Genomic DNA, 25,435 nt, shown 5'->3' with positions numbered 1-25,435 from the left:
CACCTTCCGCGTGGGTTGATCCCATCGTCTGCCCCCGCAATTGGAACCAATCGCCCGCCGCGGCCATAGGGTATACGTATACGCATATTATGCGGGGAGCCCGACTGTCGCCAAAAAGTCACGCTTTCCGACAATCGCACGTCCGCCGCGCCGCCCGCCGCTGCGCCGTTGCATCGACCGGACCAATCGTTAGGCTCGCGTATATGCAGGGCACCGGGAACAAGGCACCCGCGCGACAGGAGAGGAGCATGGGGCGCCCGCCCTCCGCCAAGCCGACCAGCTTCGACATCGCCTATCTGGCGGGTGTGTCGCAACCGACCGTGTCGCGCGCGCTGCGCGGCAGCAAGTCGGTGAGCGCCGCGACGCGCGCGAACATCGAACGCATCGCGCGCGAGCTCAACTACACCGTCGACAAGAATGCCTCGAGCCTCCGCTCGCAGCGCACCCACACGCTCGCCCTGCTCTTCTTCGAGGATCCGACCCCCGACCAGTCGATGATCAACCCCTTCTTCCTCTCGATGCTCGGGTCGATCACGCGGCAATGCGCGCTGCGCGGCTACGACCTGCTCATCAGCTTCCAGCAGATGCACAACGACTGGCACGTCGCCTATCAGGACAGCCACCGCTCCGACGGGATCATCCTCCTGGGTTATGGCGACTATCAGACCTACCGCGCCAAGCTCGAGCATCTGGTCGAGATGGACACGAAATTCGTGCGCTGGGGCTCGGTATCGGACGACAGCATCGGGCTCACTGTCGGTTCGGACAATATCGGCGCGGGGGTCCAGGCGGGCGAGCATCTGGTCGCGATCGGGCGCCAGGCCATCGCCTTCCTCGGCGATGCGTCGGACCATGCCCCCGAATTCCAGGACCGCTACACCGGCCTCTGCCGCGCGATGGTCGCCGTGGGCCTGACACCCGACCCGGCGCTCCAGCAGGATGCCGTGTCGTCGGAGGAATCGGGCTATGCCGCGGCGCAGGCGCTGCTCGCGTCGGCCAGGCCCTTCGACGCGATCTTCGCCGCGAGCGACCTGATCGCGATCGGCGCGATGCGCGCACTGACCGAGGCGGGGCTCAGGCTGCCGCACGATGTCGCGATCATCGGCTTCGACGACATCCCCGCCGCCAGCCTGACCTCGCCGACGCTCACGACGGTGATGCAGGATCTGAAAGGCGCGGGCGAACTGCTCGTCGATGCGTTGCTCGCGCGGATCGACGATGCGCCGGTCGAGCGGAGCGTGCTGCCGACAAGGTTGATCGAGCGGCAGAGTACGGCGGTTTAGGCGCAGAATCCTATCGGGAATAATCTGCCCAAATGCCCTCTCCCCTTCAGGGGAGAGGGTAGCGCAGCTTGCTCCGTCAGGAGCTAGCGAAGCTTGGAGAGGGGCCTGGCCGCTGGTGCAGCAAACCCCTCTCAACTCCGGCTAGCCAGCAAGCTGGCAAGCCTGCGTATCTCTCCCCTGAAGGGGAGAGAGCATGATTTTATGCATTCGTATACCCACCCCGCCGCGCTTGCTCTCCCCCGCCCAACCCGGCAATCCTCCTCCCGCAAGTGCCGCACCAGCCGGCGCCCCGGGGAGACATCATGGAAAAGCCGCGCCAGAATTTCGCCGGCCTGTGGAACATCGGCTTCGGCTTCCTCGGCATCCAGATCGGCTTCGCGCTCCAGAACGCGAATATGAGCCGCATCTTCCAGACGCTCGGCGCCGAGCTCGAGCAATTGCCGATCCTGTGGGCCGCCGCGCCGCTCACCGGGCTGCTCGTCCAGCCGGTCATCGGCCATATGTCCGACCGCACCTGGCTCGGCAAACTCGGGCGGCGGCGGCCTTATTTCCTTGCCGGCGCGATCCTCGCCGCACTCGCATTGCTCATCATGCCCGAATCCTCGGTGCTGTGGTTCTCGGTGCTGATGCTCTGGGTGCTCGACGCGTCGATCAACGTCTCGATGGAGCCGTTTCGCGCCTTCGTCGGCGACATGCTGCGCCGCGACCAGCACGCCGCGGGCTATGCGGTGCAGACCTTCTTCATCGGCGTCGGCGCGGTCGCGGGGTCGGCCTTTCCCTGGGCGCTCGACCATCTCGGCGTCGCCAACACCGCGCCGCCGGGGCAGATTCCCGACACGGTGCGCTACAGCTTCTGGACCGGCGGCCTCGCCTTCTTCCTCTCGGTGCTGTGGACCGTGCTCACGACGCGCGAATATTCGCCCGAGGAAATGGCGGCCTTCGCCGAGAGCAACGCCGGTGCCGACAGCCCCGACACGCTCCGCCTGCTCGCCGCGCGCGGCTATAGCGGCAGCACAATCTGGGCCGGTGCGGGCCTCGCCATCGCCGCCCTCGTCGCCGAATTCGGGCTCGAAAAGGAGATGTATCTGCTCGCCGTGCTGGTCGCGGGCTATGGCCTCGCCAGCGCGGTTGCCATCGCGCTCGCCCGCGCGGGGCGCAGCAGCAACATGCTCGCGCATATCGTCGGCGATTTCGCGGGCATGCCGCCGGTCATGAAGAAGCTCGCGCTGGTGCAATTCTTCAGCTGGTCGGCGCTCTTCATCATGTGGATCAACACCACGCCCGTCGTCGCGCTATATATGTTCGGCAGCACCGACACCGCGTCGGCCGCCTATCAGGAGGGCGGCAATTGGGTCGGCATATTGTTCGCGGTGCAGAACGGCGTCGCCGCCATCGCCGCGCTTACCCTGCTGCCACTGTTATCGAAGCGCGTCGGGCAGGCGCGCACCCATCTGATCTGTCTCTTGACCGGCGCCGCGGGGTTCGCGAGCTTCTTCCTGCTGCGCGATCCGCAGGCGCTGTTGCTCTCCGAAATCGCGATCGGCATCGCCTGGGCGTCGATCCTCGCCATGCCCTATGCGATCCTCGCCTCGAACCTGCCGCAGGCCAAGCTCGGCATCTATATGGGGCTGTTCAACATCTTCATCGTCGTGCCGCAATTGCTGGTCGCGACGCTGATGGGGCAGGTCATGAAGGCCTTTTTCCCCGGCGAGCCGATCTGGACGATGGCCTTCGCCGCCGCGGCGTGGCTGCTGGCGGCGCTCGCGATGACGAGGGTGGCTGGCGAGGTGCGGGGCTGACAAAAAAATCCTCCCCATCGCGCAGCGTTGGGGAGGGGGACCGCCGCCGCAGGCGGTGGTGGAGGGGTTTCGACGTTAGTGATATTACCCCTCCGTCAGCGCTTCGCGCTGCCACCTCCCCATGGCTGCGCCAAGGGGAGGATCTGGGTCAGGCCGCGACCGCCTTCGCCTTCACCGCGCGGTAGCCGAGGAATACCAGCGCCGCCAGCAGCACCGCCTGCGCGATCAGGAACGGCGGTTCGTTGCCATTGGGCGCCAGCATATTGAGCGCAGGCACTTTCAGGAAGCTCTGCACGACCAGCACGAACAGGTTGAGCCACAGCGCGATCGTCGCGGTCACCGCGTAGATCGTCCGCGCCGAGCCCGCGAGCTTGCGGGCGTACCAGGCCCAGAAGGTCAGCACGAGGATCAGCGTCGAGAGGATGCCGACCCCGAGCGCCGGGGTGAAGGTCAGGATCGGAAAGAGGAAGCCCGTCAGGCTGGTCAGCAGCGTCGTCCACAGGAAGACGCCGGTCAGCCGGGCCAGGATGCGTCCGCGCGCAAAGGCGGGGAGCGCGATCAGGCCGGTGATGATGCCCACGAAGCTGATCGCGACGTGGAGCAGGGTGAATTGCGATATGGTGAGACCGAGGATCATGGCACGTCTCCTTCTGGCAGGAGGGGGGGCGGACCTGATGCCCGCGCCCCGCTGCGTATCAGCTGTTGATGAAGTCGAGAAGATCGGCGTTAAACCGGTCCTGGTGGGTGACCGTCAGGCCATGGTCGGCGCCTTCATAGACCTTGAGCACCGCCTGTTTGACGATCTTGACGGTCGACAGCGCCGCGGCGCCGATCGGCACGATCTGGTCGTCGTCGCCGTGCAGGACGAGCGTCGGCTTGTCGAAGCGCTTCAAATCCTCGTGGAAGTCGCTCTCCGAAAAGGCGCGAATGCTGTCGAGCAGGCCCTTAAGGCCGCCGTTCATGCCCTGCCGCACGAAGTCGTCGCGCACCGCTTCGCTGATCACCGCGCCTTCGCGGTTATAGCCGTAGAAGGGCAAGGTCAGGTCCTTGAAGAACTGCGGGCGATTGTCGAACGTGCCCTTGCGGATGCCGTCGAACACGTCGAGCGGCAGCCCGCCCGGATTGGCTTCGGTCTTGAGCATCAGCGGGGGGACCGCGCCGATCAGCGCAACCTTGGCGACCCGGTCGGTGCCATGGCGGCCGATATAGCGGGTGACTTCGCCGCCGCCGGTCGAGTGGCCAACGAGGATGACATCATGCAGGTCCAGCTGCTCGATCAGTTCGCCGAGGTCGTCGGCGTACTGGTCCATATTGTTATTCTCCCAGACCTGGTCCGAGCGGCCATGGCTGCGGCGGTCGTGGGCGATGGTGCGAAAGCCCTGGTTGGCGAAAAATACCATCTGCGCGTCCCAGGCGTCGGCGCTGAGCGGCCAGCCGTGCGAGAAGATGATCGGCTGTCCATCCTTCGGACCCCAGTCCTTGTAGAAGATGTGCGTGCCGTCCTTGGTGGTGATCGTGGTCATGTCGTGGTTCCTTTCACTCTGTGGGGCGGAACCGTCCGTCCCTGTGCCACCCATTTACGCAGCTTCTCTCTTGCGCGGGATTGGCGGAAACGACATTATGCGGGCCGATTGCGACAAATGGATACATGATATGCATAAAGATCGAAAAGACGCGGCCAAACTCCCCGAAGTCGGCCTGATGCTCTACCCCGACTGCCAGATGGGCATGGTCAGCGGCATCACCGACCTCTTCCACGTCGCCGGCCGCTTCGCCGCCGAGCACGAACGCCAACCCATCCGCGTCAGCCACTGGCGGCTGCAGGAGGCGGGCGGCTTTGCGCGCTGCTACGACAGTCATCCCGGCGAGCCCTGCACGACCGCGCCGACCTATCTGATCGCGCCGGGCAGCCTCCACAAATTGCTCGAAGCCGACGAGGTCGTCCCTTATGCGCGCTGGCTGCTCGATCGCCACGCGCAGGGCACCACGCTCGCCTCGACCTGCGGCGGCGCCTTCGCGCTCGCGGCGACCGGGCTGCTCGCGGGCCGCCCCGCGACGACGCACTGGTTCTTCGCCGACGAATTCCGCGCGCGCTTCCCCGAGGTGCGGATGGAATCCGACCGCATGGTGATCGACGACGGCGACATCATCACCGCGGGCGGGCTGATGGCGTGGACCGACCTTGGCCTGCGCATCGTCGAGCGGCTGCTCGGCCCGACGGTGATGATGGAGACCGCGCGCTTCTTCCTGATCGACCCCGGCGGCCGCGAGCAGAAGAATTACGCCAGCTTCGCCCCGCGCCTCACCCACGGCGATGAAGCGATATTGAAGGCGCAGCACTGGTTGCAGGCGAAGGAGGGCCGGATGTCGGGCGTCGCCGAACTCGCGGGCGAGGCGGGGCTGGAGGAGCGCACCTTCCAGCGCCGCTTCAAGGCCGCGACGGGCATGACCCCGATCGAATATTCGCAGCATCTGCGCGTCGGCAAGGCGCGCGAACTGCTCGAGTTCACGCGCCGCACCGTCGACCAGATCGCGTGGGCAGTGGGCTATGAGGATGCCGCCGCGTTCCGCAAGCTCTTCCACCGCATCACCGGCCTGTCGCCGAACGACTATCGCCAGCGCTTCTCGACCGAATCGCTGGCGAGCGTCGCCTAGAAATTGACCTTCGCGCTCAATCCATAGGACGGGCTGCGGCCGGGGAAGCGCACCGCGGTGTTCGCGTTTGTCGCTGCCGACATCCAGTAATAGGTGTCGGTGATATTCTTGCCCCAGAGCGAGACCTCCCACTGGCCGTCCTGCTGGTATAGCGCAAGGCTGGCGGTGAGGATGCCATAGCCCTTGATCTGCAGCGGCGCGAAATCCTCGATCGTGCTGCCGGTCTTCGACTGGTAGCGCCCGTTCACGATCGCGCGGATGCCGAGGTCATTCCCGACCGGCGTGTCATAGGTCACCGTCGCCGCGCCCGAGAATTTGGGGCTGTAGGGGAAAGCGAAGCCGTCGAAGTCGAACGGCTGCCCCGCGGCGTTGATCCCGACATAGCCCTGCAGCTCGGTCTTGAGCCAGGTGCCCGCGAGCATGACGTTCAGACTGTCGGTCGCCTGGATGCTGACGTCGCCGTCGAGGCCATAGGCGCGCGACTTGGGGATGTTGTCGAGGCGGAGCAGCGTCGTGTAGATCGGGTCGGCGAAATAGACCGCGAGCTGCTTGTCGCGATAGTCGTAATAGAAGGCCGCGACATTGAGGTTCACCTTGCGGTCGGCGAGCGCCAGTTTGGTGCCGACTTCATAGGCGGTCAGTTCCTCCTGCTTCGCCGGGCGGTTCTGCGTCGCGATGTTCGCGGCGTTGACCGGGGTAGACCCCGATTTGTAGCCGCGGCTGACCGACGCATAGACCAGCGCGTCGTTCGTCGGCTCCCACGTCAGCGCACCGCGCCACGCGACATTGTCTTCCTTGAGGTTCGAGGTGACGAGGCCGAAGGTGCCGGTGTCGACGTCGAAGGTGTTGCACTGATTCTCCGCGATCGGCGCAGTGAAGGCGCCATAGACCTGAAAGAAGAAGGCGCGGTTGAACAGATTGACGTTGGGCAGCATCGATCCGTTCAGATCACGCGAGCAACCCTGATACTCCTGCCGGTCCTCGGTGTAGCGCACACCGGTGGTCAGCTTGAACGTGTCGGACAGCTCCCAGTCGGCGCTGGCGAACAGGCTGAAGGTCTCGGTGTCGAAATCGGCGACGTCGCGATAGGTACGGAACGAGGTCGCCACGTCGGCGAACGTATAGCCGGGGCTGTTGAACGGAGTGTTCAAGAGGCCGAGCTGCACGATCAGCGCCCGGATCGCCCCGACATTGGCGTTCTGCCCCAACAGGGTCTGGTTGGTGTCGGAAACAACGTCCTTGGCATAATAGCCGCCGACGACCCACTCGGCAGGGCCGGTCGAACCCTGGAAGCGCATCTCCTGCGAGAGGCTCTCGATCTTGCCCCGCGCGCGCTGGATCAAAATCTCGTACGGCGCGCCGCTCCAGTCGTAGGTCGCATCGCGCTTCACGCGGTTGTAGCCGGTGAGCGAGATGAAGCTGAGGTCGCTCGTCAGGTCGAACTGGATGAGACCGCGCAGCCCGACAAAATCGCTGTCCTCCTGGAGCGGCCCGTCGATCCCGGTGCCGCGCCCGATATTGGGGCCGCGCTGCGACAAGGGCGCCCAGTCGGCGCTGTTCGAATCCCAGTTGGTGCCGTTCGCCGCCACATAAGCCGGGAGGCCGGGGGCGTTGAACAGGCTGAACAGGGTGCTGTTGGCGGGATCGGTGTTCGGGGTGAAACCCACCGCCTGCCCCGCCAGCGTGTCGGACTTGTTGATCCAGAAATGGCCGCCGAGTTCGATCTTCATGCCGTCGACGGGCTCGGCGGTCAGCGTCAGGCGGCCGCCGTAGCGGTGCACTTCGCCCAGGCTCTCGCCCCGCGAAATGCTCTTCTGCCAGCCGTCCCAGCTGTCCTCGGTGCGGAAGGCGGCGCGGATCGCGACGGCATCGCCGAGCGGGATGTTGAGATGGCCCTCGCTGTTCAGCGTCTTCTCACTGCCGACATCGACCGCGACCCCGCCCGAGAACTCGCCGAACTTGGGCTTGGCGGTGATGAAATTGACGAGCCCGCCGGTGGTGTTGCGGCCATAGAGCGTGCCCTGCGGGCCCTTGAGCACTTCGACACGCTCGAGGTCATAGACCGGGCCGCTATTCATGAAGGGATACGCGAGCGCCACCTCGTCCTGATAGGTGCCGACGGTCGACGTCGCCGACAGGTTGATCGTGTTGAAGCCGATCCCGCGCAACGTATAGATGGGAATGCCCTGATAGCCGCGCGAGACGTTGAGGCTCGGCACCACCGCCTGCAGATCCTCGGTCGAGGTCACGCGCAGATTTTCGAGCGTGTCGCCCGAAAAGGCCTGGATCGCGATGCCGACGTCGTTGATGCTTTCGGCGCGGCGCTGCGCGGTCACGACGATCACGCCGCCGTCGGCCGTTTCTTCCGCCTCGGCTGCCGCGGACACCTCCTGCGCCAGCGCCGACTGGCTTGCCAACATTGCCGCCCAAGCCACCCCGGCCAGACCCATTGCACGCACCGCAATCGCCATCCCACTTCTCCCTGATGAAGCTTATTATCAGATATGATAATTATCAATCATGATAGATTATGCAACCGGCAATTGCATTTTCCGGTCAATGATGGTCTGTCGGGGACAAGGAGCGATAATGGCCACCCGAAGTGAAAAGGCGGAAAGCCGGACGCGCGGTTCGATCCGCGATGCCCTGCTCGACGCGGCAAGCGCGCTGATGCGCGAACAGGACAAGATCGATATCGGCATCGTCGAGATCGCGGCGCGCGCCGGGGTCAACCACGGCATGATCCGCTATTATTTCGGCGACAAGGAAGGCATGCTCGCGGCGCTGCTCGACCGCGACGTGATCCGCGCGATCCACCAGCTCGATGCGCTGTTCCGGCTGACCGTCACGCCGACCGAGCGGATGCGCATCCACCTCGAGGGCATCGTCGACACCTATTACCGCATCCCGTATCTTAACCGGCTGATCCAATATATGGTCCGCGACGCCGAGCCCGAGCGCGTGCGCCATATCGGCGACGAACTGCTCTCGAAGATCGCTGGCGCGCAGGCGCGGATGATCGAGGAAGGCATCGCGGCGGGCGAGTTCAACACGGTCGATCCCAAGCTCTTCTACTTCAACACCATCGGCGCGGCCGACGGCCTCTATTCGAACCGCCTGACCCTGCAGGTGGTGTTCAAGGGCAAGCCGCACGCCGACGACGACCTCCACGCGCGTTACCGCGCGCATACGGTCGAGACGCTGCTCGCTGGGCTGGTGAAGAATTATCAGACTTGATAATTGGTCCCGCGGCGCGCATAGCCGGGGCATGAATCTCGACTATGACGATGACCAGCGGATGCTGCGCGACACGCTCGTGCGCTTCCTGGCGCAGCATCTGCCGTTCGAAAAGCGCCGCGCGATGCGCGATCCGGCCGCGCAGCTCGCGCTGTGGCGCGCGGCCGATGCGGGCATCGGCATCGGCGCGGCGGCGCTGCCGGCAAGCGTCGGCGGCTTTGGCGGCGGGCGCGTCGCGGCGATGATCGTCGCCGAGGAACTCGGCGCCGCGCTCGTGGTCACCCCCTATATCGATTGCCACATCCTCACCGCCGGCCTGCTGCTCACGCTTGGCGAAACCGCGCTTGCCGCCGCGATCGGGCAAGGCGAAGCGCTGATCGTCACCGCGATCGAGGAACCCGCGACGCGGGGCGACATCGGCGCGATCGCGGCGCGTGCGGTTCCGGCCGACGATGGCTGGACGCTCGCCGGCCGCAAGATCGTCGTCGCCTTTGCCGCCGAGGCCAACCATATCGTGATCCCGGCGCGCGACGCCGAGGACGACCTGCGCCTCTTCCTCGTCCCCGCGGCGTCGTTCAAGGGCCGGCTCCACCCCTATTGGACAATCGATGACATGCCCGCCGCCGACATCGACCTCGATGGCCTGTGGATCGACAGCGCCGCCGAGATCGGGCGCGGGCAGGATGGCGAGGCCGCCCTGCAGGCCGCGGTCGACGCCGCCATCGCCGCGCTCGCGGCCGAGGCAGCGGGGCTCGCGCGCGTGCTGCTCGACGACACGCTGCTTTACGCCAAGCAGCGGCGGCAGTTCGGTACGACGCTGTCGAACTTTCAGGCGCTCCAGCACCGCATGGTCGACATGCTGATGCTGCGCGAGGCGATTTCGGCGGCCGCCCTGCTCGCCGCGCTCAAGCCCGGCGACGGGCGCGCGACCGCCGCCGCCAAGGCGACGATCGGCGACGCGCTGCGCAAGATTGGGCAGGAAGCGGTGCAGCTCCACGGCGCTATGGGCATGACCGAGGAACTGCGCATCGGCCATTATTTCAAGCGCGCCACCGCGATCGAGCAGCGGCTGGGGGCGAGCGACCTCCACGTTGCCCGTTACGCGGCGGGTATGGCGGGCTAGATCCTCCCCTTGGCGCAGCCATGGGGAGGGGGGCCGCCCGCGAAGCGGGTGGTGGAGGGGTCTGGCCTTGCGCCGACGCCTGGCGGCGTCGCCCCTCCGTCAGCCCTGCGGGCTGCCACCTCCCCATGGCTGCGCCAAGGGGAGGATCTTTAGGTCACAACCCCAGCACCGCCTTCGCCAGAATATTCCGCTGGATCTCGTTCGATCCGGCATAGATCGACCCTGCACGCTCGTTAAAATAGCGCAGCGGCGCGATCGCCTGCCACGCCGCGCCGCTCACATGCCCGTCCTCCGGCGCGTCATGCACCGGAACTTCGGCGCCCGGCATCGCCGCGTGCGGCTGGAACGCCAGCCCCGCAGGCCCCGCCGCCTCATAGGCGAGCTCGGTGATATGCTGCGCCAGCTCGGTCGCCATGATCTTGAGCATCGACGCCATGACGCCGATGCTCTCGCCCTGTCCAGCGCCCGCCAGCAATTTCAGCTCGATCATCTCCAAGATATCGACGCGGATGCGCGCCTTGGCGAGCTTGTACGCAAGGACCGGATCGCCCGCCATCGTCGCCCGCGCCTGCTTCGCCAGCGCGTCGATGCGCATCGCCAGCGCGGGCGCATGCACCGACCCGCCGCGTTCGAATTCGAGCAGATATTTGGCGACCGTCCACCCGCGATCGACCTCACCGATCACATTGCTCCGCGCCGAACGCGCCTCGTCGAAGAAGACCTCGGCCTGGATCGTCTCGCCCGAAATCATCGTCAGCGGGCGCACCGTCACCCCCGGCTGGTCCATCGGCACGAGCAGGAAGGTGATCCCCTGCTGCGGCCGCGCGTGCTTCGACGTGCGCACCAGGCAGAATATCCAGTTCGCCTCGCCCGCATGCGTCGTCCAGATCTTCGACCCGTTGAGTATATAATCGTCGCCATCGGGCACCGCGCTCATCTGGAGCGCCGCAAGGTCCGACCCCGCGCCCGGTTCCGAATAGCCTTGGCAGAAGAAGACCTCGCCGGTCAGGATTCGCGGCAGAAACCAGTCCTTCTGCGCGTCGGTGCCGAAGGCCGCGATGACATGCGCGACCATATGGATGCCCATCGGCGACAGCGCCGGCGCCCCGGCGCGCGCACGTTCGCGGGCGTAGAGGTAGAATTGCGCCGGGGTCCAGTCGCGCCCGCCATGCTCGGGCAGCCAGTGCGGCGCCGCGAGCCCCTGCGCATGCAGCCGCGCCTGCCAGTCCATCGACACATGATGGTCGGGATAGACGCTGGTCGCCAGTTCCGCCCCCGTGCGAAGTCCGGGAGTCAGTTCGCGCACCAGCAGCGCATGCATCTCGGCGGCGAAAGCCTCTTCCTCGGCGCTCCAGTTCAGGTCCATCGTCTCGTCCGTTGCATGTAGTTATCACATCTGATAACAATTTTTCCGACAGGGTCAATCGCGACCAGAGGAATCTGCATGAACCGTATGAGCAATATGGCGCCGGGCATGGCGATCGACTTCGGCAAGCCGCTCGGCGAGCCGTCGTTGCTCGCCCCCGATTCGCTGCAATGGCGCATCTTCAAGAACCCGATCGCGATGGCGGTCGGCGGGGTCGCGGCGGTGCTGCTCGAATTCGCCGACGCGCGCATCCGCTCGGGGGTGTGGGACCATTCGATCTACAAGAGCGACCCGATCGGCCGTTCGCAGCGCACCGGCATGGCGGCGATGGTCGGCGTCTATGGCCCGGCAAGCGCCGCGCGGCGCTTGATCGGCGGGGTCAACCGCATGCACGCCAAGGTAGCGGGCGAGACCCCGAAGGGCGAGGCGTACACGGCGCTCGACCCCGAACTTTTGAACTGGGTCTATGCCACCGCGCAATATGGCTTCCTCACCGCCTATCACCGCTTCGTTCGCCCGCTCACGCCGGCCGAGCAGGCGCGCTATTGGGCCGACGGCCAGCCGGTCGCCGAACTATACGGCGTGACGCGCACCCCCAAGTCGGAGGCCGAGTTCCTGGCGATGATGGACGCGCTGCTGCCGCGCTTCGAGCCGCACCCGATCAACAGCGAATTCCTCGACATCATCCGCTCGGGCCGCGCCGCGCCTTCGGTGCCGCGCTTCCTGCACAGGGCGCTCGCGCGCGCCGCCGCCTCGCTGCTCCCGACTGTCGTGCGCGAACGGCTCGAACTCGGCCCCGAACATGACCTTCGCACCCGCGACCGCATCATGGTCAGAGCGATGGGCAGGCTCGCCGATCGCCACAAGGATTCCGCCTCGCCCGCGTGGCAGGCCGCCTTGCGCCTCGGCCTTCCGGGCGATACCGCCTGGCGATAGGCGACGGACCAAGCGGGGCGGAATGAACGAGGCAGCAACGATCATCACCGCCCCCGACGGCGTGCGTATCGCCGCCGATGTCGCGGGTTCCGGTCGGCTCGTCCTCTTCGTCCACGGCTTTCCTGAACTGCGCCAGTCGTGGCAGCGGCTGACCGCGGCCGCCCGCGCGGCAGGCTATCGCACCGCGGCGATCGACGTGCGCGGCTATGGCGACAGCGACCGGCCCGAAGCGATCGAAGCCTATCGCATGGAAGCCATCGTCGCCGACCTCGTTGCAGTTGCCGACGTGCTCGCGCCCGGCGAGCCCGTCACGCTGGTCGGCCACGACTGGGGCGCCTCGATCGTCTGGAACGCGATCATGGCGCGCCCCGACCGCTTCGGCGCGGTCGCGGCGCTGTCGATCCCCTGGCTCGGTCGCGCTGCGGCGCCCTTCGACGCGATCTTCACGCGGCGCTTCACCGACAAGGGGCGCTTCTTCTATCAGGCCTATTTCCAGGAATCCGGCGTCGCCGAGGCCGAGCTCGACGCCAATCCGGCGCGCTTCCTGCGTGCCTTCTATCATACGATCTCGGGTGACGCCGCGCCGGGCGACTGGCCGAACGACAAGCCGCACGGCGCCAGGCTGCTCGACGGCCTGCGCTTCCCCGACCGCGCGCCGGCGTGGCTTGACGCAGGCTATTTCGACCACGCCGCCGCGACCTTCGCGCGCACCGGCTTCGCGGGCGCCCTCAACCGCTACCGCAACCACGGCCGCGACTATGAATGGGCTGGTCAGTTCGATCCCGTCATCCGCCGCCCCGCGCTTTTCATCGGCGGCACCAGCGACCCCGCGCTGGTGCTCGGCACCGCCGACCCGATCCCGCTGATGCGCGAAGTCGTCCCCGATCTCGAAGCGCATATGCTGGAGGGCTGCGGCCACTGGACGCAAGCCGAGCGCGCCGCCGAGGTCGAGGCCTTGCTCATTCCCTGGCTCCAGCGCACCATCCACGCCTGAATCACCGCAGGAGAGATTCCCATGGCCCATGGCACCGCGATCATCGGCAGGGATCGTTATCGTACCGAGATCGACGTCGGCGGACACAAGCTCGTTTCCGACGAGCCGCCTGCGCTCGGCGGCGGCGCGGTCGGCCCGGCGCCTTATGACCTGCTGCTCGCCAGCCTCGGGGCGTGCACCGCGATCACCTTGCGCATGTATGCCGACCGCAAGCTATGGCCGCTCTTATCGGTCGAGGTCGGCCTGCGCCTCTCGGGCCAGCATCCCGACCGCCGGATCGACCGCACGCTCAAGATCACCGGGCTCGATGCCGAACAAGCCGCGCGCCTCGCCGACATCGCCGAGCGCACCCCGGTCACGCTGACGCTGAAGGGCGGGGTGCCGATCGACACGCGCCTCGTGTAATCGGTGCGCGGTTGGAATCACGCGTTCTTCGCCCGCCGAGGCCTTCGTTCGACTTCCAGGACTCGGTGACGCCGGCCAAGTCACAAATAACCCAGCATTTCTTGACTCGCTCCTGCATTATGCTGTTACTGTCGGGGCATCGCAGCGCATGGGGGGTTTGCGACTGGCATGGCCTATCTGCCCAACTACCGGTGGGACCTGTTCATCAGCTATGCCCACAGCGACGAGCGGAATTTCCCGCCCGGCTGGGTGACCGGTTTTGTCGGCGACCTGCGGATGGCGATCGAGAACGGGCTGTCGCGCCCGCTCGACGTCTTTTTCGACCAGGCCGAGCAAAAGGCCTATAATACGATCGAAAGCATATTGAGCGAGGTGCGCTCGTCGGCGCTGCTCGTCGTCCTCGCAACCCCCAGCTGGATCAAGAGCAACTGGTGCGCCCGCGAGCTGAAGGAATTCCTGTCGACACGCGCCGACACCACGCGCGTGATGGTCGCCGAATTCCGCCCGCCGGAGGGCGAACTCGCCTATCCGCCGACCCTGCCCGACAATACCCGCAAGGAATTCTACACACGCGCCGGCGTCAAGGCGGTCCCCTTGCTGATGCAGCGCGGCGAGCGCGATTATCAGATCTGTATCCAGACGCTGGCCGAGGATATTCGCTGCCGCCTTCTGACGCTGGCGCGCGAAGACCGTCCGCAACCCGTCCAGACCGGTCCGGCGCCCTCCATGGCCGGCGCCGGTGCCGCGGAGGGCGCACACACCGTCCTGATCGCCGCCAGCACCCCCGACGTCGCGGAGGAGCGCGACGCGGTATCGGACTATCTGGCCAGCCAGGGCATCGCCGTGCTGCGGCCGGCCGAACCGCTCCCGCCGAACCGCGAACAGTTCGAAAAGGATTTCGGCGCGATGCTCGACCGCGCCGACGTCTATGTCCACCTCCTCGGCTGGAAGAAGGGCAGTACGACCGCGCTGGGCAGCAGCTATACCGAGGTGCAGCTCGCGATGGCCGAGGCCCGCGGGGTCGAGACCTTCCTGTGGCTGCCCGACGAACTCGATCCGCATCGCATCCAGGACGAGGCCTATCGCAACATCCTGCTACGCGCCCGCAACGGCAGCGCAGTGCCCGAGCTGACGCGTGCGGTGCTCGAGAAACTGCAGGACATCCAGCGCGCGGCGGAAAAACCCGCGCCGACGCTCGACGCCGCCGGGATGCGCGCGCCCGTCGTCCTGGTCAACGCCGATCCCGAGGATTTCGAGCTCGCCGCCGAACTCGTCCAGGCGTGCGCCGACAATGACTGCATCACGCTGCTCGACGATTGCGAGATCAACGAGATCGCGCGGCAGAATTGGGCCGACGCCGACGTCATCGCCTTCGTCCAGGGCAATGTGTCGCCGCGCTGGCTGACGTCGCGGATCATCAACGTCCATCGCGAACGCGCCATCGCGAACAGCGGCGGCGCGCTGCGCGGCCAGGCCGCCATCTATGCACCACCGCCGCCGAAGCGCATCGGCATGGTCGCCGGCGGCCGGATCGTCGAGATCGACCTCAGCGAGGAATGGGATCCCGCGCGTTTCGCGCAATGGGTCAAGACGACGCTCTGCAGCCAGGGGCCGGCCTGACGCCATGGCCAGCGACGCGCTGCACTGGCACGACGCCGACCTGCCGCCCTATCCCGGACTGCGATCGTTCAAGCGCTATGAATCCTTGCTGTTCTTCGGCCGCGACCGCTGCATCGACAGCATGGCGGACACGTTGCAGGAACAGCGTTTCCTCGCGGTGCTCGGCCCGTCGGGCAGCGGCAAATCCTCGCTCGTGCGCTCGGGCCTCTTCGCCTATCTCGAGGCTGGGCTCGCGCGCAAGGCGGGTGCGCGCTGGACCTTCCTCGACATCCAGCATCCGCGCTGCCGCCCCTATCGCGCGCTGGCGCGCGTCACGCTGATCGAGGAGCGCCTGCGCAGCGACGCGGCCGGAGGCGTGCCGCCGCCTGAACCCGACGAAGCCGAGCTCGACCGCCGCCAGGCCGAACTCCGCCGCGATCCGATGGCCCTGCTGCGCTGGTGGACCGCCGCTCCGCGCCACCCGCAGGAAAATCTGCTGCTGCTCGTCGACCAGTTCGAGGAATTGTTCGGTTTCGGCACCTCGGCCGAACGCGACGAGGTCGAAGCCTTCATCGACCTGTTGCTGCATACCGCGTCGAGCAGCGACCTCCCCGTCTATGTCGTGCTGACCATGCGCTCGGAATTTCTCGGCGGATGCTCGCTCTTCCCCGGCTTTGCCGAACGCATCAACCGCGGACTCAGCCTGACGCCGCGCATGACCCGCGCCGAATGCGAGCTGGCAATCACCGGGCCAGCCTTCGGGCGCGACGATTTTGCGCTCGACCCGCTGCTGGTCAACGCGCTGCTCAACGACATGAACAGCCTGGCCAAATTCGATCCCGAGGGCCAGGGCGATACCGCCGCCGGGGACGGTGCCGCCGACGCGATGAGCCTCGACGCGCGCCAGGCCGACCTGATCGCACGCCGCGCGGACCAGCTGCCGCTGATGCAGCATGTGCTGAACTGGCTGTGGGGCCGCGCCGTCGCGAAGGCGGCCGCGGAAGGGTCCAAGGGGCCGCTGCTGCTGACGCTGGACGATTATCTCGCGGTCGGCGGGCTGCGCGGAGCGCTGAGCCTCCACGCCAACGGCGTGCTCGACGGCGAGCCCGAACGCGCGCGCGTCGCCGAACGGCTGTTCCGCGCGATCATCGACCAGTCGGGGGCGAACGCCGGCGGCTCGGCCGAAAGCAGCGCGGTGCGGCGGCCGCGCCGCCTCGGCGACATCGCCGCCGAGGCGGGCGAGTCGGTCGCGGCGCTGCAGGCCGTCGCCGAACTTTATCGCGCCGACGGCTTGTCGATCCTGACCCCCGACCCCGGCGAAGCGCTGACCGAAGACACCGAGATCGACATCTCGCACGAAGCCATCATCCGGCAATGGGACAGCCTGCGCGGCTGGATCCGCACCGAAGCCGATGCCGGACGCGGCTGGCAGGACCTGCTGCGCGTCCAGCGCGAAGAGGGGCGCCGCGGCACGCTGACCGGCGTCGACCTCGTCGACCGGCGCGAATGGTGGCGCCGCCATGGCCCGCACGCCGGCTGGGCCGACCGCTACGGCGGGGGCTTTCCCGAGGCCGAGGCCTTTCTGGCACGCTCCGAGCGACGGGCACGGCGGCGACGGCTTACGCTGCTGGGCGGCACGGCGGCGCTCGTCGTGGCGGCTGTAGCATCGGCGGCAACCTTGTGGTCGACCCAGCAGGACCTTCGCAACGCCGAGGCGGATTTCGAAAAAGCCCAGACCGAGTTCGAGAAGAAGGATGCCGATTCGCTGCAACTGATCAAAAAGTCCGAAAAGAAGATCGCCGAAGCCGAACGGCAGAAGGGGCTGGCCGAAACGAAATCGAAGCAGGCGGAGGCGCAGCTCGCCAAGTCGAAGCTGCAAATCGCCGCAGCCGACGCTGCGTCCAAGCGCGCCCGGAGCGACATGGCCGCGGCGCTCGCGGCATCCGAGGAATCGAAACGCACCGTCCAGGACAATGCCGACCGGCTGGCGCTGATCTTCAGCCCCGGCATGAACCAGGAACTCATCAGCTATTACAACCGCGGCGATTACGACCGGCAGTCGAACGACGGGCAGTTCGTCGAGGTCTTCCTGCCGATCCTGTCGGGCGCCAGCCCGACGATGACGGTCCAGCCGCGGTTGACCCGCGAGGAATTGGCCGGCCAGCGCGCCTATCACGAATATGACCGCGCCGGGGTCAAGGAGGCGCAGCAACGGCTGGCCGAATTCGTCGATACCGGCGACGACAAGGCGCGCGCGGCGACCGTTTCGGCGCGCCAGCTGATGCTCGCGCGGCAATATGAGATCGAAGGCAATGAAGCCGCGGCGATCGGCGCCTATCGCGACAGCCTGGCACCGCTGCAGCAAGCCGACAACCGCCTGCCGCCCGAGACGCTCGCCGCGGTCTATGCCCGGCTGGCGTTCGCCGAGCTGCAAGCAACCGACGGCGCCGGAACCGCGCCCCCGCTCGCGCGACTGCGGGCGCCGCAACAGCGCAAGGGCCAGGCCGCGCCCTTCGCCACCCAATGGGCCGATCGCTGCCTCCAGACGCTGGAGACCGGCGCCAAGCGCAAGCAGTTCGCGACGGGCGCCGCAGGCGAGAATGAGATGGTCAAGCGCATCGCTTCGGGCAAGATCGACCCCGCCGACATCGACCTCTTTTCCACAGCACCGTCGGATCTGCAGCTCGCGGGGTCGATCGGGCTCGTCTGCGAAGCCGTGAAGCTCGCCGCCGGCGGCGGCGGCGACGAGCGTTCGGAGCGGCGCTGGACCGAAGTCGCCGACCGGATGCGGCGCTTCACCTCGGACAAAGGCCCCAATGCCTCGATCTGGCGCGCGCAATTCTATCGCCTGCTGCGGCGGTTCGGCCCGGCCGGACCCGCCGACCGCTCCATGCTGCCGACGACCGAGGGCGGCTTCGACCTGGTGGCAAGCCGGCCCGACCTTCGAACCGACCGGCCGGCATTGCACTACAGCGGCAATGGCACGCCGGTGGCAGACTTTCTTTACGGCGAGCCCCGAAACTATGCGGCGATGGATGCACTCACCAGCCTCGACGTCGGGCTCGACCTCGCCGAAGCCAATGTGGCCGACCAATCCGCCGTCTTTCTTCTGAGCGACCAGCTGACCTTTCTCGCCCAGCTCGACCAAAAGACGCGATCGACGCAATTTGCGAAGCGCGACCGCGCGTCGTTCGCGCCATCCATCTGGGCGCGGCTCGTCGAAGGACGGCTGCGGCTGGGCCAGGCCTATCTCACGGCGCTCGACCGTTTCGAACCGCAGTCCGCGCCGCCGCCCACGCCCCCCGCGAATGATCCGGCCTTCGAGTCCATTGGCGTTCTCGACAATCCGCTGACCGGCATGAACATCGCCGATGTCGAAAACGCGTCTTTTGCGAACGGCGTCGCCGCGGCGGCGAGCGCCATCGCCTGGACGGACGATATCGCCGACAGGTCGAGTCTCGCCGCGACCGCCAATGTTCGCATCGAGCTCGTGGACCAGGCCGTCGCGCTTCTCGAAATCGGACGGCGCCATGTCGGCCAGTTCTTCTACGGCGCTGATATCGACGCCCTGCGCACGATGACGCAGGCGCTGTGCAAATCGGGTGTCGGCACCGCCGATTGCGCGCGGTTGGAGCAGGGCTTCGGCGCGGTCGAAGCGGGGATCGCCGCCGAGCTCGCGAAGGCGCCGCCGGTCGCGGCGGCTCCGCAATTCGCTTGGACGCGCCCGGGCGAATCGATCGCGCTCGGCGGAATGGACCTGACGGGCTGCGACTTGTCCCTGACCCTGGACGTCGCGCGCGAAGCCGGACTGGCCGTCTTCGAACGGGCCGACGCAACTGGGATCATGAGTGCCTCGGGGTCCTCTCAGGCCGAAGTTGCCGCGACGGCTATGGCGGCCGCAGCGGACGCGGCGGCCGCTATCGATACAACCGCCGATACGATCGACTCCTCCTATCGCGAACAGCTCTATACCGACAATTGCGCCGTCCGCACCGGTCGCTATGGCTATGCCCGCCGCGTCGGCGAGCTCTATTGGCTCTTCGCCAACGAAGAAGGCGCCGCGAAGTTCGAAAGCGCGCCCGCGACCTATATGCCGGCCCTCGGCGGCTACGATCTCGCCGCGCTGTTCGAAGAGCAGCCGCGGCTCGTCCCGGTGCCGGGCAATTTCTCGAGCTTTCGCCACAAGGACCGGCTCTATCTTTTCGCCGAGCATGGCCTGTCGTGGCGTGGGCTGACCGATGCGGCGATGGCCTGGGCCGAACAGGCCTTCACGACCTTGCAGAGCGGCGGAAGCGTCGCGGCCTATCCCGGAGAGAACCCGATCATCCGCGAAACGGACAAGGCCGACGCGTTCCAGGCCAGTTTCTAGCCGGCACCGCCCGATCGGCTGGTCGCCTCGGGCGCCGCACGATTCGCGGGCGAGGTTCGCGGCGCTGTCCGACAGGCGGGTGGTCTCGGCCCAGCCGCCGGTGATGGTGCCCGCGATCGCCGCGACGGCCGCATCCCATGCGTAGGTCGTCGAACCGACGTCGCCGCCGAAGCTGCGCGTCGCGGTCACCCGGCCCTGGACGTCATAGTCGGTCGTCTCGATATCGCCCGCAAGCTCCGCAACATTGTTCCAGTGCTTGAGGCGCTGGCCGAGGATGTCGTAGCTGTAGGAATCGACGAGGCCGCCCAGGTGGCTGACCTGCGTGACGCGGCCGAGCCTGTCATAGACGCTTGCCGTATAAACCGCCCCCGATTTGAGGACGGGCGCACCGCCGACGATTTCGGTGTTGCGTTCGTCATAGGTCCGGCGCGCGTCGCCATGGACGTCATAGTGGGTGATCCGCACGCCATTGTCGGCGGCAACCTGAACCATGACCAGCGCCTGCCCGCCGCCATAGCCGGTGCCCGCGAGCAGCGTCAGTCGCGTGAGGTTGCCGGTGTCCGCCGCCTTGCCCGTCGCATTGCCCGCATCGGTGCCGGTCTCGGCATAGCTCCCGTTCGCGTCGCGCTGCGCAACAAGGCGGACAGGAGAAGCGCGGAAAACTGCGCAACTTCATTCGCAAATCAGCTTTGCGGGCAGCTCCGTTCGGGGTGAGCCGCCATGCGGAATTCAGCTAATTGGGGATTTATGCACCTGTCACCGTAATTCCCACACCGTAATCCCGAGATTATTCAGATTTGAAGATGTTGTCTTGGAATTCGTTCAGCAAATGCCCAGCGGTGACATCCTCGCCAACCTTGTAGCCCGCATAGGAACGGTTCAGAATATCATTCAACATGGTGCGCTTTGAAGCGAACTCCGGCTCGGGATAGGCAATTTCAACACCCTGACGCAATTGCTCAAAAGCGCGATCGAGATTCATCTGCTTATCATCAGAAAGGAAGTCTCGATGAGGGAAATCGGGGGCATACAAAAGAACATATGCAATGTGATTCCATAGATCATCAACGGTTTCTACAACGAACATTATAATTCCTTATGGAACAATTGAGTAACTACCACCGATCGATGATGGTCTGACTATAGTAATATAGTCACCACCGGAGTACGATCCGAAGCGAGTAATCTGCGTGCTATTATAGCCTTTGAAGCCCACTGTTGCATCAAATATGCGGCCAGCGGCAGGAATGCGAACGTCCGGGCGAACATAGAGTCCCGATTTTGTGGGGTCTCGTAGCCAGCGATTGATCTGAACAAGGCTATTAGGTCCTTCCGAGATGCCTTCGCTGCGTAACCAAGCATTGAGGTCTTGAGCGGCTGCCCGATCAACCGCATCTCCAACTCTTGTATGAGGATTACCACCTAACAACCCCTTTGCTTCAGCGCGTAGAGCAGCTGGGTGCGCCGCTTCAACAAAACAATTACGGTGACAGGTGCATAAATCCCCAATTAGAATTTAGGGGTTATTGCACCTGTCACCGTAATTCTGGCCATAGGAGAGCTGCGTCGTCCCGTTGTTGCCGACCATCCCCATCTGCTTGCCCGCAAAGCGGTAGAAGATCTCGTGCGGCGCCGCCTGGCCCGGGCTCGACGTGCGGCTCTCGTCGCGGCGGATGATCTGGCCATTCTCGTCGAGCGTGTAGGTCACGTCCTTCGCCACCCCGTCGTCGACGTCGGCCCCCGTGAGCTGCCCCAGCCCGTTCAGGATGAGGTCGGTGGTGTAGACCGGGTTGCTGCCCGACCCCGTGTCGCTGTCGTAGCCGATCTGGGTCTGCACCGCCCCGTCCCACCATTCGTAGCTGGTGCTGGTCGAGGTCCCGGGCTCGCTCGTCCAGCTCCCCGACCCCGCCGCCAGCTTGGTGTTCACCGCGCTCTGCGATACCACCGAACCCAGCGCCCAGGTCGCCCCGCTGCCATAGGCATAGCTGGTGACCGATTTGAAAATGTCATACTGGTTGTTGCCGTAGCGGCCCTTCACCGTCGACACATCGTCCGACGTCACCTGGCCCCGGGCGTTATACTGGACGCTGCGCGAATAGGTCACGCCCGAGAAGGACGTGCCCTCCACCCAGCCCGTATCTTCCTGCAGCGTGACGCGCCCCATCAGATCGTAGGTGAAGCTGCCCCGCACCCCGCCCGGGCCCACCGGATCCTCGAAGACCAGTACCAGATTGTCGAGCTCGTCGACCTCGTAACGCACCCCGCCCACCGCTTCGCGAACCGCCGATAGACGGCCCGATGCGTCGTAGGTGAAGGTTTCACGGGCGCGGAAGTGACAGAAAACCGCGCAACTTCATTCGCAAATCAGTTTTGCGGACACCTCCTTTCCGAAGGAGCCGCCATGCGGAATGTCGCGATCATCGCGCATGTCGACGACGCGGAGGTCGGGACGATCGCTCCGTGCGGGAGGCTTAAAGCCACAAAAGCCCCGCATGCGCGCAGCGAAATTGAGGCTTTTGTGGCTTTAAGCCGCCATGCGGCCTCGGCGAACGAAGCATGCGGTATCGACGTGGCAAGGCGATGCGGGCGGCTCATTTACCAGCTTGGAGCATAGCGGGATATTTTAGGAAAGAGGTTTCTGATGACGGTCGAGTTTGGGGGTTGTTGCACCTGTCACCGTAATTCCCTGTCACCGTAATTCCCACCGTAATTCCGTAATTCCCCACCTGTCACCGTAATTCCCGGCACCGTAATTCCCGGTAATTCAACAGCTTGGCGCCGAAGAGGGCACCAAAAGAGTGTCAGAGTCTCGCGGTGGCACCGGGAGTCTCCCTAAATTATGATGTGCAGACAAAGGCTTAACAGCACCTACGGTGCTGTCCTTCTATCTTGCCTTCAACCTCATTGGAACAAAATCGGGAGATTCCGCTGCATACTCAGTTGAGCCAAGCCCATTAGGCGGTCCACGAGAGGCTCGCCGTCTACATCAAAAAAGCAGTCATAAAGGCTGTTCGGCCGAAGCCCAAACAGCCGGGCAACCTCTGGTTTCCAACCATCCCCAAGGGGTTCAGGAGGCAGCTCCAAGAAGCTTTCGGCGATCATCGACAGCTCCGCTTGCAATAGGGCGGCTTCTTCAGACGACCATTGCCCGTCACAGTCAGAATGCTCCATCAGCGTCGGACACCGCGATCCTACGACGCCCTGTTCTACGTGCGTTGCAACCGCAGAGCGGAACGTTCCGAAGTCAGCATATGAACCGACCTCGACGCCATCCAGCTCCTCTTCGCCATCAAAGATAGCCAGATAAAGTCCCATCAGTTCCTCGTGATTTCAAAATGCCGACGATGCTCTTTGGCCAACGCCTTCAAGCTATCGCTCAACTTACAGTCTTTTGGAAGGTCTAGAACCAGCTTCGTGCCTTCTTGCGTCGCTCGATAAAGAAGAAGCCTAACCTGATAAGTCGCCCTCATTTCAGAGACGTTCTTAATTAGATAGATTCTATTATTCACTTCGGCATCGGCACGCGCACCCCTCGCGACATGCCGCTTCGTCATCATAAATTCCACAGCCCATCCCCTCTGAGGTCAGCGTCCACACCGCCTATCACTTCGGTCTCGCAACCGAAACACCCCATCGGTCTAACCAGCTCTGGAAGGCAGGGTTGATGGGGCGCGTCGTCTCGATCGTAAGAGGCGTGTTCGTTTTCAGAGACCGATAGGTTTGGAGCCTGAGCTGGTAGCTCGAATCCAGCATGCTAGACCCTCCCTTGATCTCAAGATTTCCGCCCATCGTGCCGTCAAAGATCGTTCCCCTTGGCAATCCACCCTTGGTAAATTTCGGCTCTCCCACAATGACTTTGAACGCTGCGCTGTCGAAATCAGCTTGGCCCGGCCTCCAAACGGCATTGTTCTTGGGAATGCCCAACTGCGCTAGTCGCTCGGCTTCGTGAGCAACACCTCCTTGAAGCGGAGCAACGACTCTACTTTCTGCGGCGCCAATCGGAAGCCTATTGGGAAGGGGCGTGGCATAACCAGCGTTCGCTACCCCACGCGCTTTGAGCGGCGACAGGATCATGAACGTGTTGCCAAGGATTTCAGCACCCCCCATCAGGTTGGTCCGTATAGAATTATTCGCGATCTGGTCCACGTAGACCCGCGCCGGGGTGTCGTCCATCAGGGCGTCGTTCACCGACTGCGCAATTCCGCCAAAGGCATATGTCGGGTGTGTGAAGGCCCATGCCATTGCGCCAGGCGCATGCATGATGGGCTTGGCGAAGCTATAGACTATGTTGTCGACCAATCGGAACGGTAGTGCCAGCGTACCTTCGACCGGCCGCGTCGCATAATAGCGGTCATTGGCTGCCATTTCGCGTCTGTACTTTGCATCATAGTTTGTCGCCCAGCTCATCAAGGGATCGACAATATGGGTGTCCATCCAGCGCTGGAACCCATTGCGATCATCCACCATTGGAGTGACACCAACGGTTCGGTGCGTACCGGTCGGTCCCGCACGATCCTGATACCAATGTGCCAGATTGTGCGAATTCGCGCGCCCTCCCAGCCCCGCGAAATAGTCGTTGAACCGGAGCGTGTTCATCGACAGCGGGCTGTGCAAATCAACCTCGTGCCGGTCGGCGGTGATGACGATACCATCGAAGCTTGGATCGCTGTCTGCGACGCTGACTCCGCTGCCACCAAAATCGAGGGCGCCAAAGCCGCTAAGGCTCGATTCGATGAGCCCGTTGTTGAATCCGCCGGCGTCGAACACGCCGCCATAAGCAACGGCATCCTCCACGAACGCTCCGGTTGTCCCTCCGCCTCCCTCGGCCGGCCTTGCTGTTGCGCTTCCCGACACGGATCGCGCCAGTGCCGCGGCGCCCCTTGCGCCCGCATTGCCGAGCACCTGTCCGATGATATCGGGGATGGCGGCGCGGAGGCTGTCGCCGAAGTTGTTGCCGGTGATCGCGCTGCGCGTTACCGCGTTGGCGAGGCCGGAGGCAGTGCTCGACGCGAGGTCGCGTTCGAAGCTCCCCAGCGACGCGCTGCGCGCATCCACGAAGCTTGCGACGCCCGCACTGACGCCTGCCGCCGCGACGCCCGCGAAGTCGAACTTGCTCTGCAGGCCGGTGACGCGGCCGATGGCCTGCGTCAGCGCGCTGCCGGCGGCGGCGCGGCCGATCGCCGCGCCGGTCCCGCTACCGAACAGATTGGCGGCGCCGACGCCCGCACCGATGCCCCCGCCCAGCGCCGACAGCCCGACGCCTTTCCAGCTGAACCCGTTCTGCGCACCGATCGCGACCCCGACGCCCTGCGACACCGTCGACGCGACCGCACCGGTGATGGCGCCGCCCACGACCGCGCCGGCGATCGTCGCAAAGCTGGCGCCGGCGGTAACGAGGCCAGCGCTGGCCCCCAAGCCGGCGATACCGGCCCCGATACCGGCGCCGCCGACCACCGCGCCACCAGCGACCGCGCCACCGGCGACGGCGCCACTGGCGGCGCCGGCTCCCGCGAGCAAGCCCTGCGCCGCCTGGATGAACTGCGGTCCGAGCCATGCGGCGAGGCCGATGGCGATGGCGGCGACGAGGAACTGGCCGAACATGCCGCATTTGGGTTTCTTGGGCGGTTTGGGGGTGGTCGGGCTGAGCTCGCCGAGCGCGTCGGTGGGGT

19 protein-coding genes and 1 pseudogene are annotated in these 25,435 nt (G+C 65.4%); 12 read left to right on the top strand and 8 right to left on the bottom strand.

What is annotated here, in order from left to right:
- The first annotated feature begins 248 nt into the window (after positions 1–248).
- Positions 249–1,283 (top strand): LacI family DNA-binding transcriptional regulator, encoded by a 1,035-nt coding sequence (locus AC1RNQ_RS14225; RefSeq protein WP_493171957.1) that lies wholly within the window; start codon positions 249–251, stop codon positions 1,281–1,283.
- A 302-nt stretch (positions 1,284–1,585) separates the two neighbouring features.
- Complete coding sequence (locus AC1RNQ_RS14220; RefSeq protein ID WP_493171955.1) at positions 1,586–3,082, top strand: MFS transporter; 1,497 nt, start codon at positions 1,586–1,588, stop codon at positions 3,080–3,082.
- Between the two features lie 148 nt (positions 3,083–3,230).
- On the opposite strand, the gene AC1RNQ_RS14215 is transcribed toward AC1RNQ_RS14220, so the two are convergent.
- Positions 3,231–3,719, bottom strand: coding sequence for a hypothetical protein (locus AC1RNQ_RS14215; protein WP_493171953.1), 489 nt, complete (start codon positions 3,717–3,719; stop codon positions 3,231–3,233).
- A gap of 58 nt (positions 3,720–3,777) precedes the next feature.
- On the bottom strand, positions 3,778–4,605 hold the full coding sequence (locus AC1RNQ_RS14210) for an alpha/beta fold hydrolase (protein ID WP_493171952.1): 828 nt from the start codon (positions 4,603–4,605) through the stop codon (positions 3,778–3,780).
- Positions 4,606–4,735: 130 nt separating this feature from the next.
- Here AC1RNQ_RS14210 and AC1RNQ_RS14205 point away from each other — a divergent pair, with 130 nt between their 5' ends.
- Positions 4,736–5,737 (top strand): GlxA family transcriptional regulator, encoded by a 1,002-nt coding sequence (locus tag AC1RNQ_RS14205; RefSeq protein WP_493171950.1) that lies wholly within the window; start codon positions 4,736–4,738, stop codon positions 5,735–5,737.
- Here AC1RNQ_RS14205 and AC1RNQ_RS14200 read toward each other — a convergent pair.
- Positions 5,734–8,208, bottom strand: coding sequence for a TonB-dependent receptor (locus tag AC1RNQ_RS14200; RefSeq protein ID WP_493171948.1), 2,475 nt, complete (start codon positions 8,206–8,208; stop codon positions 5,734–5,736). The two genes, AC1RNQ_RS14205 and AC1RNQ_RS14200, sit on opposite strands and share 4 nt — an antisense overlap.
- A gap of 118 nt (positions 8,209–8,326) precedes the next feature.
- Between AC1RNQ_RS14200 and AC1RNQ_RS14195 the strand changes: the two genes are divergently transcribed.
- Both AC1RNQ_RS14195 and AC1RNQ_RS14190 read left to right on the top strand, forming a co-directional pair.
- Entirely contained in the window at positions 8,327–8,974 is a 648-nt protein-coding gene (locus AC1RNQ_RS14195) for a TetR family transcriptional regulator (protein WP_493171946.1), read from the top strand.
- A 31-nt stretch (positions 8,975–9,005) separates the two neighbouring features.
- Positions 9,006–10,097, top strand: a complete 1,092-nt coding sequence (locus AC1RNQ_RS14190) for an acyl-CoA dehydrogenase family protein (RefSeq protein ID WP_493171944.1) — start codon at positions 9,006–9,008, stop codon at positions 10,095–10,097.
- Positions 10,098–10,251: 154 nt separating this feature from the next.
- On the opposite strand, the gene AC1RNQ_RS14185 is transcribed toward AC1RNQ_RS14190, so the two are convergent.
- A complete protein-coding gene (locus tag AC1RNQ_RS14185) occupies positions 10,252–11,463 on the bottom strand; it encodes an acyl-CoA dehydrogenase family protein (protein ID WP_493171942.1) in 1,212 nt (403 codons plus the stop codon).
- Positions 11,464–11,541: 78 nt separating this feature from the next.
- Here AC1RNQ_RS14185 and AC1RNQ_RS14180 point away from each other — a divergent pair, with 78 nt between their 5' ends.
- The 6 genes from AC1RNQ_RS14180 to AC1RNQ_RS14155 all read left to right on the top strand — a co-directional run bounded on the left by AC1RNQ_RS14180 (position 11,542) and on the right by AC1RNQ_RS14155 (position 20,480).
- The gene (locus AC1RNQ_RS14180; RefSeq protein ID WP_493171939.1) at positions 11,542–12,399 is read left to right on the top strand and encodes an oxygenase MpaB family protein; all 858 of its coding nucleotides are present in this window, start codon (positions 11,542–11,544) and stop codon (positions 12,397–12,399) included.
- Positions 12,400–12,421: 22 nt separating this feature from the next.
- Positions 12,422–13,393 carry an alpha/beta fold hydrolase gene (locus tag AC1RNQ_RS14175; RefSeq protein ID WP_493171937.1) on the top strand — a complete coding sequence of 324 codons (972 nt, stop codon included), beginning with the start codon at positions 12,422–12,424 and terminating at the stop codon, positions 13,391–13,393.
- A 21-nt stretch (positions 13,394–13,414) separates the two neighbouring features.
- The gene (locus tag AC1RNQ_RS14170) at positions 13,415–13,798 is read left to right on the top strand and encodes an OsmC family protein (protein WP_493171935.1); all 384 of its coding nucleotides are present in this window, start codon (positions 13,415–13,417) and stop codon (positions 13,796–13,798) included.
- 168 nt (positions 13,799–13,966) lie between these two features.
- Positions 13,967–15,418: a DUF4062 domain-containing protein gene (locus AC1RNQ_RS14165; protein ID WP_493171933.1), complete on the top strand. Its 1,452-nt coding sequence runs from the start codon at positions 13,967–13,969 to the stop codon at positions 15,416–15,418.
- Between the two features lie 4 nt (positions 15,419–15,422).
- A complete protein-coding gene (locus AC1RNQ_RS14160; RefSeq protein ID WP_493171931.1) occupies positions 15,423–19,766 on the top strand; it encodes an nSTAND1 domain-containing NTPase in 4,344 nt (1,447 codons plus the stop codon).
- Positions 19,767–20,018: 252 nt separating this feature from the next.
- Entirely contained in the window at positions 20,019–20,480 is a 462-nt protein-coding gene (locus AC1RNQ_RS14155; protein WP_493171929.1) for a hypothetical protein, read from the top strand.
- A 73-nt stretch (positions 20,481–20,553) separates the two neighbouring features.
- Here the strand turns inward: AC1RNQ_RS14155 and AC1RNQ_RS14150 are convergent, their stop codons facing one another.
- Complete coding sequence (locus tag AC1RNQ_RS14150) at positions 20,554–20,853, bottom strand: hypothetical protein (protein WP_493171927.1); 300 nt, start codon at positions 20,851–20,853, stop codon at positions 20,554–20,556.
- Between the two features lie 429 nt (positions 20,854–21,282).
- Positions 21,283–22,035 (bottom strand): hypothetical protein, encoded by a 753-nt coding sequence (locus AC1RNQ_RS14145; protein ID WP_493171925.1) that lies wholly within the window; start codon positions 22,033–22,035, stop codon positions 21,283–21,285.
- Positions 22,036–22,167: 132 nt separating this feature from the next.
- On the opposite strand from AC1RNQ_RS14145, the gene AC1RNQ_RS14140 reads away from it, so the two are divergent.
- A complete protein-coding gene (locus AC1RNQ_RS14140; protein WP_493171923.1) occupies positions 22,168–22,380 on the top strand; it encodes a hypothetical protein in 213 nt (70 codons plus the stop codon).
- Positions 22,381–22,667: 287 nt separating this feature from the next.
- Here AC1RNQ_RS14140 and AC1RNQ_RS14135 read toward each other — a convergent pair whose 3' ends face one another.
- The gene (locus AC1RNQ_RS14135) at positions 22,668–23,081 is read right to left on the bottom strand and encodes an Imm70 family immunity protein (RefSeq protein ID WP_493171921.1); all 414 of its coding nucleotides are present in this window, start codon (positions 23,079–23,081) and stop codon (positions 22,668–22,670) included.
- Positions 23,082–23,369: 288 nt separating this feature from the next.
- A pseudogene (locus tag AC1RNQ_RS14130) lies at positions 23,370–25,435 on the bottom strand (hypothetical protein); the annotation flags it as partial.

It is taken from the genome of Sphingopyxis sp. GW821-FHT12F08 (assembly GCF_058806755.1).
The sequence above is the reverse complement of the archived record's forward strand: the minus strand, read 5'-3'. Positions and strand labels throughout refer to the sequence as shown.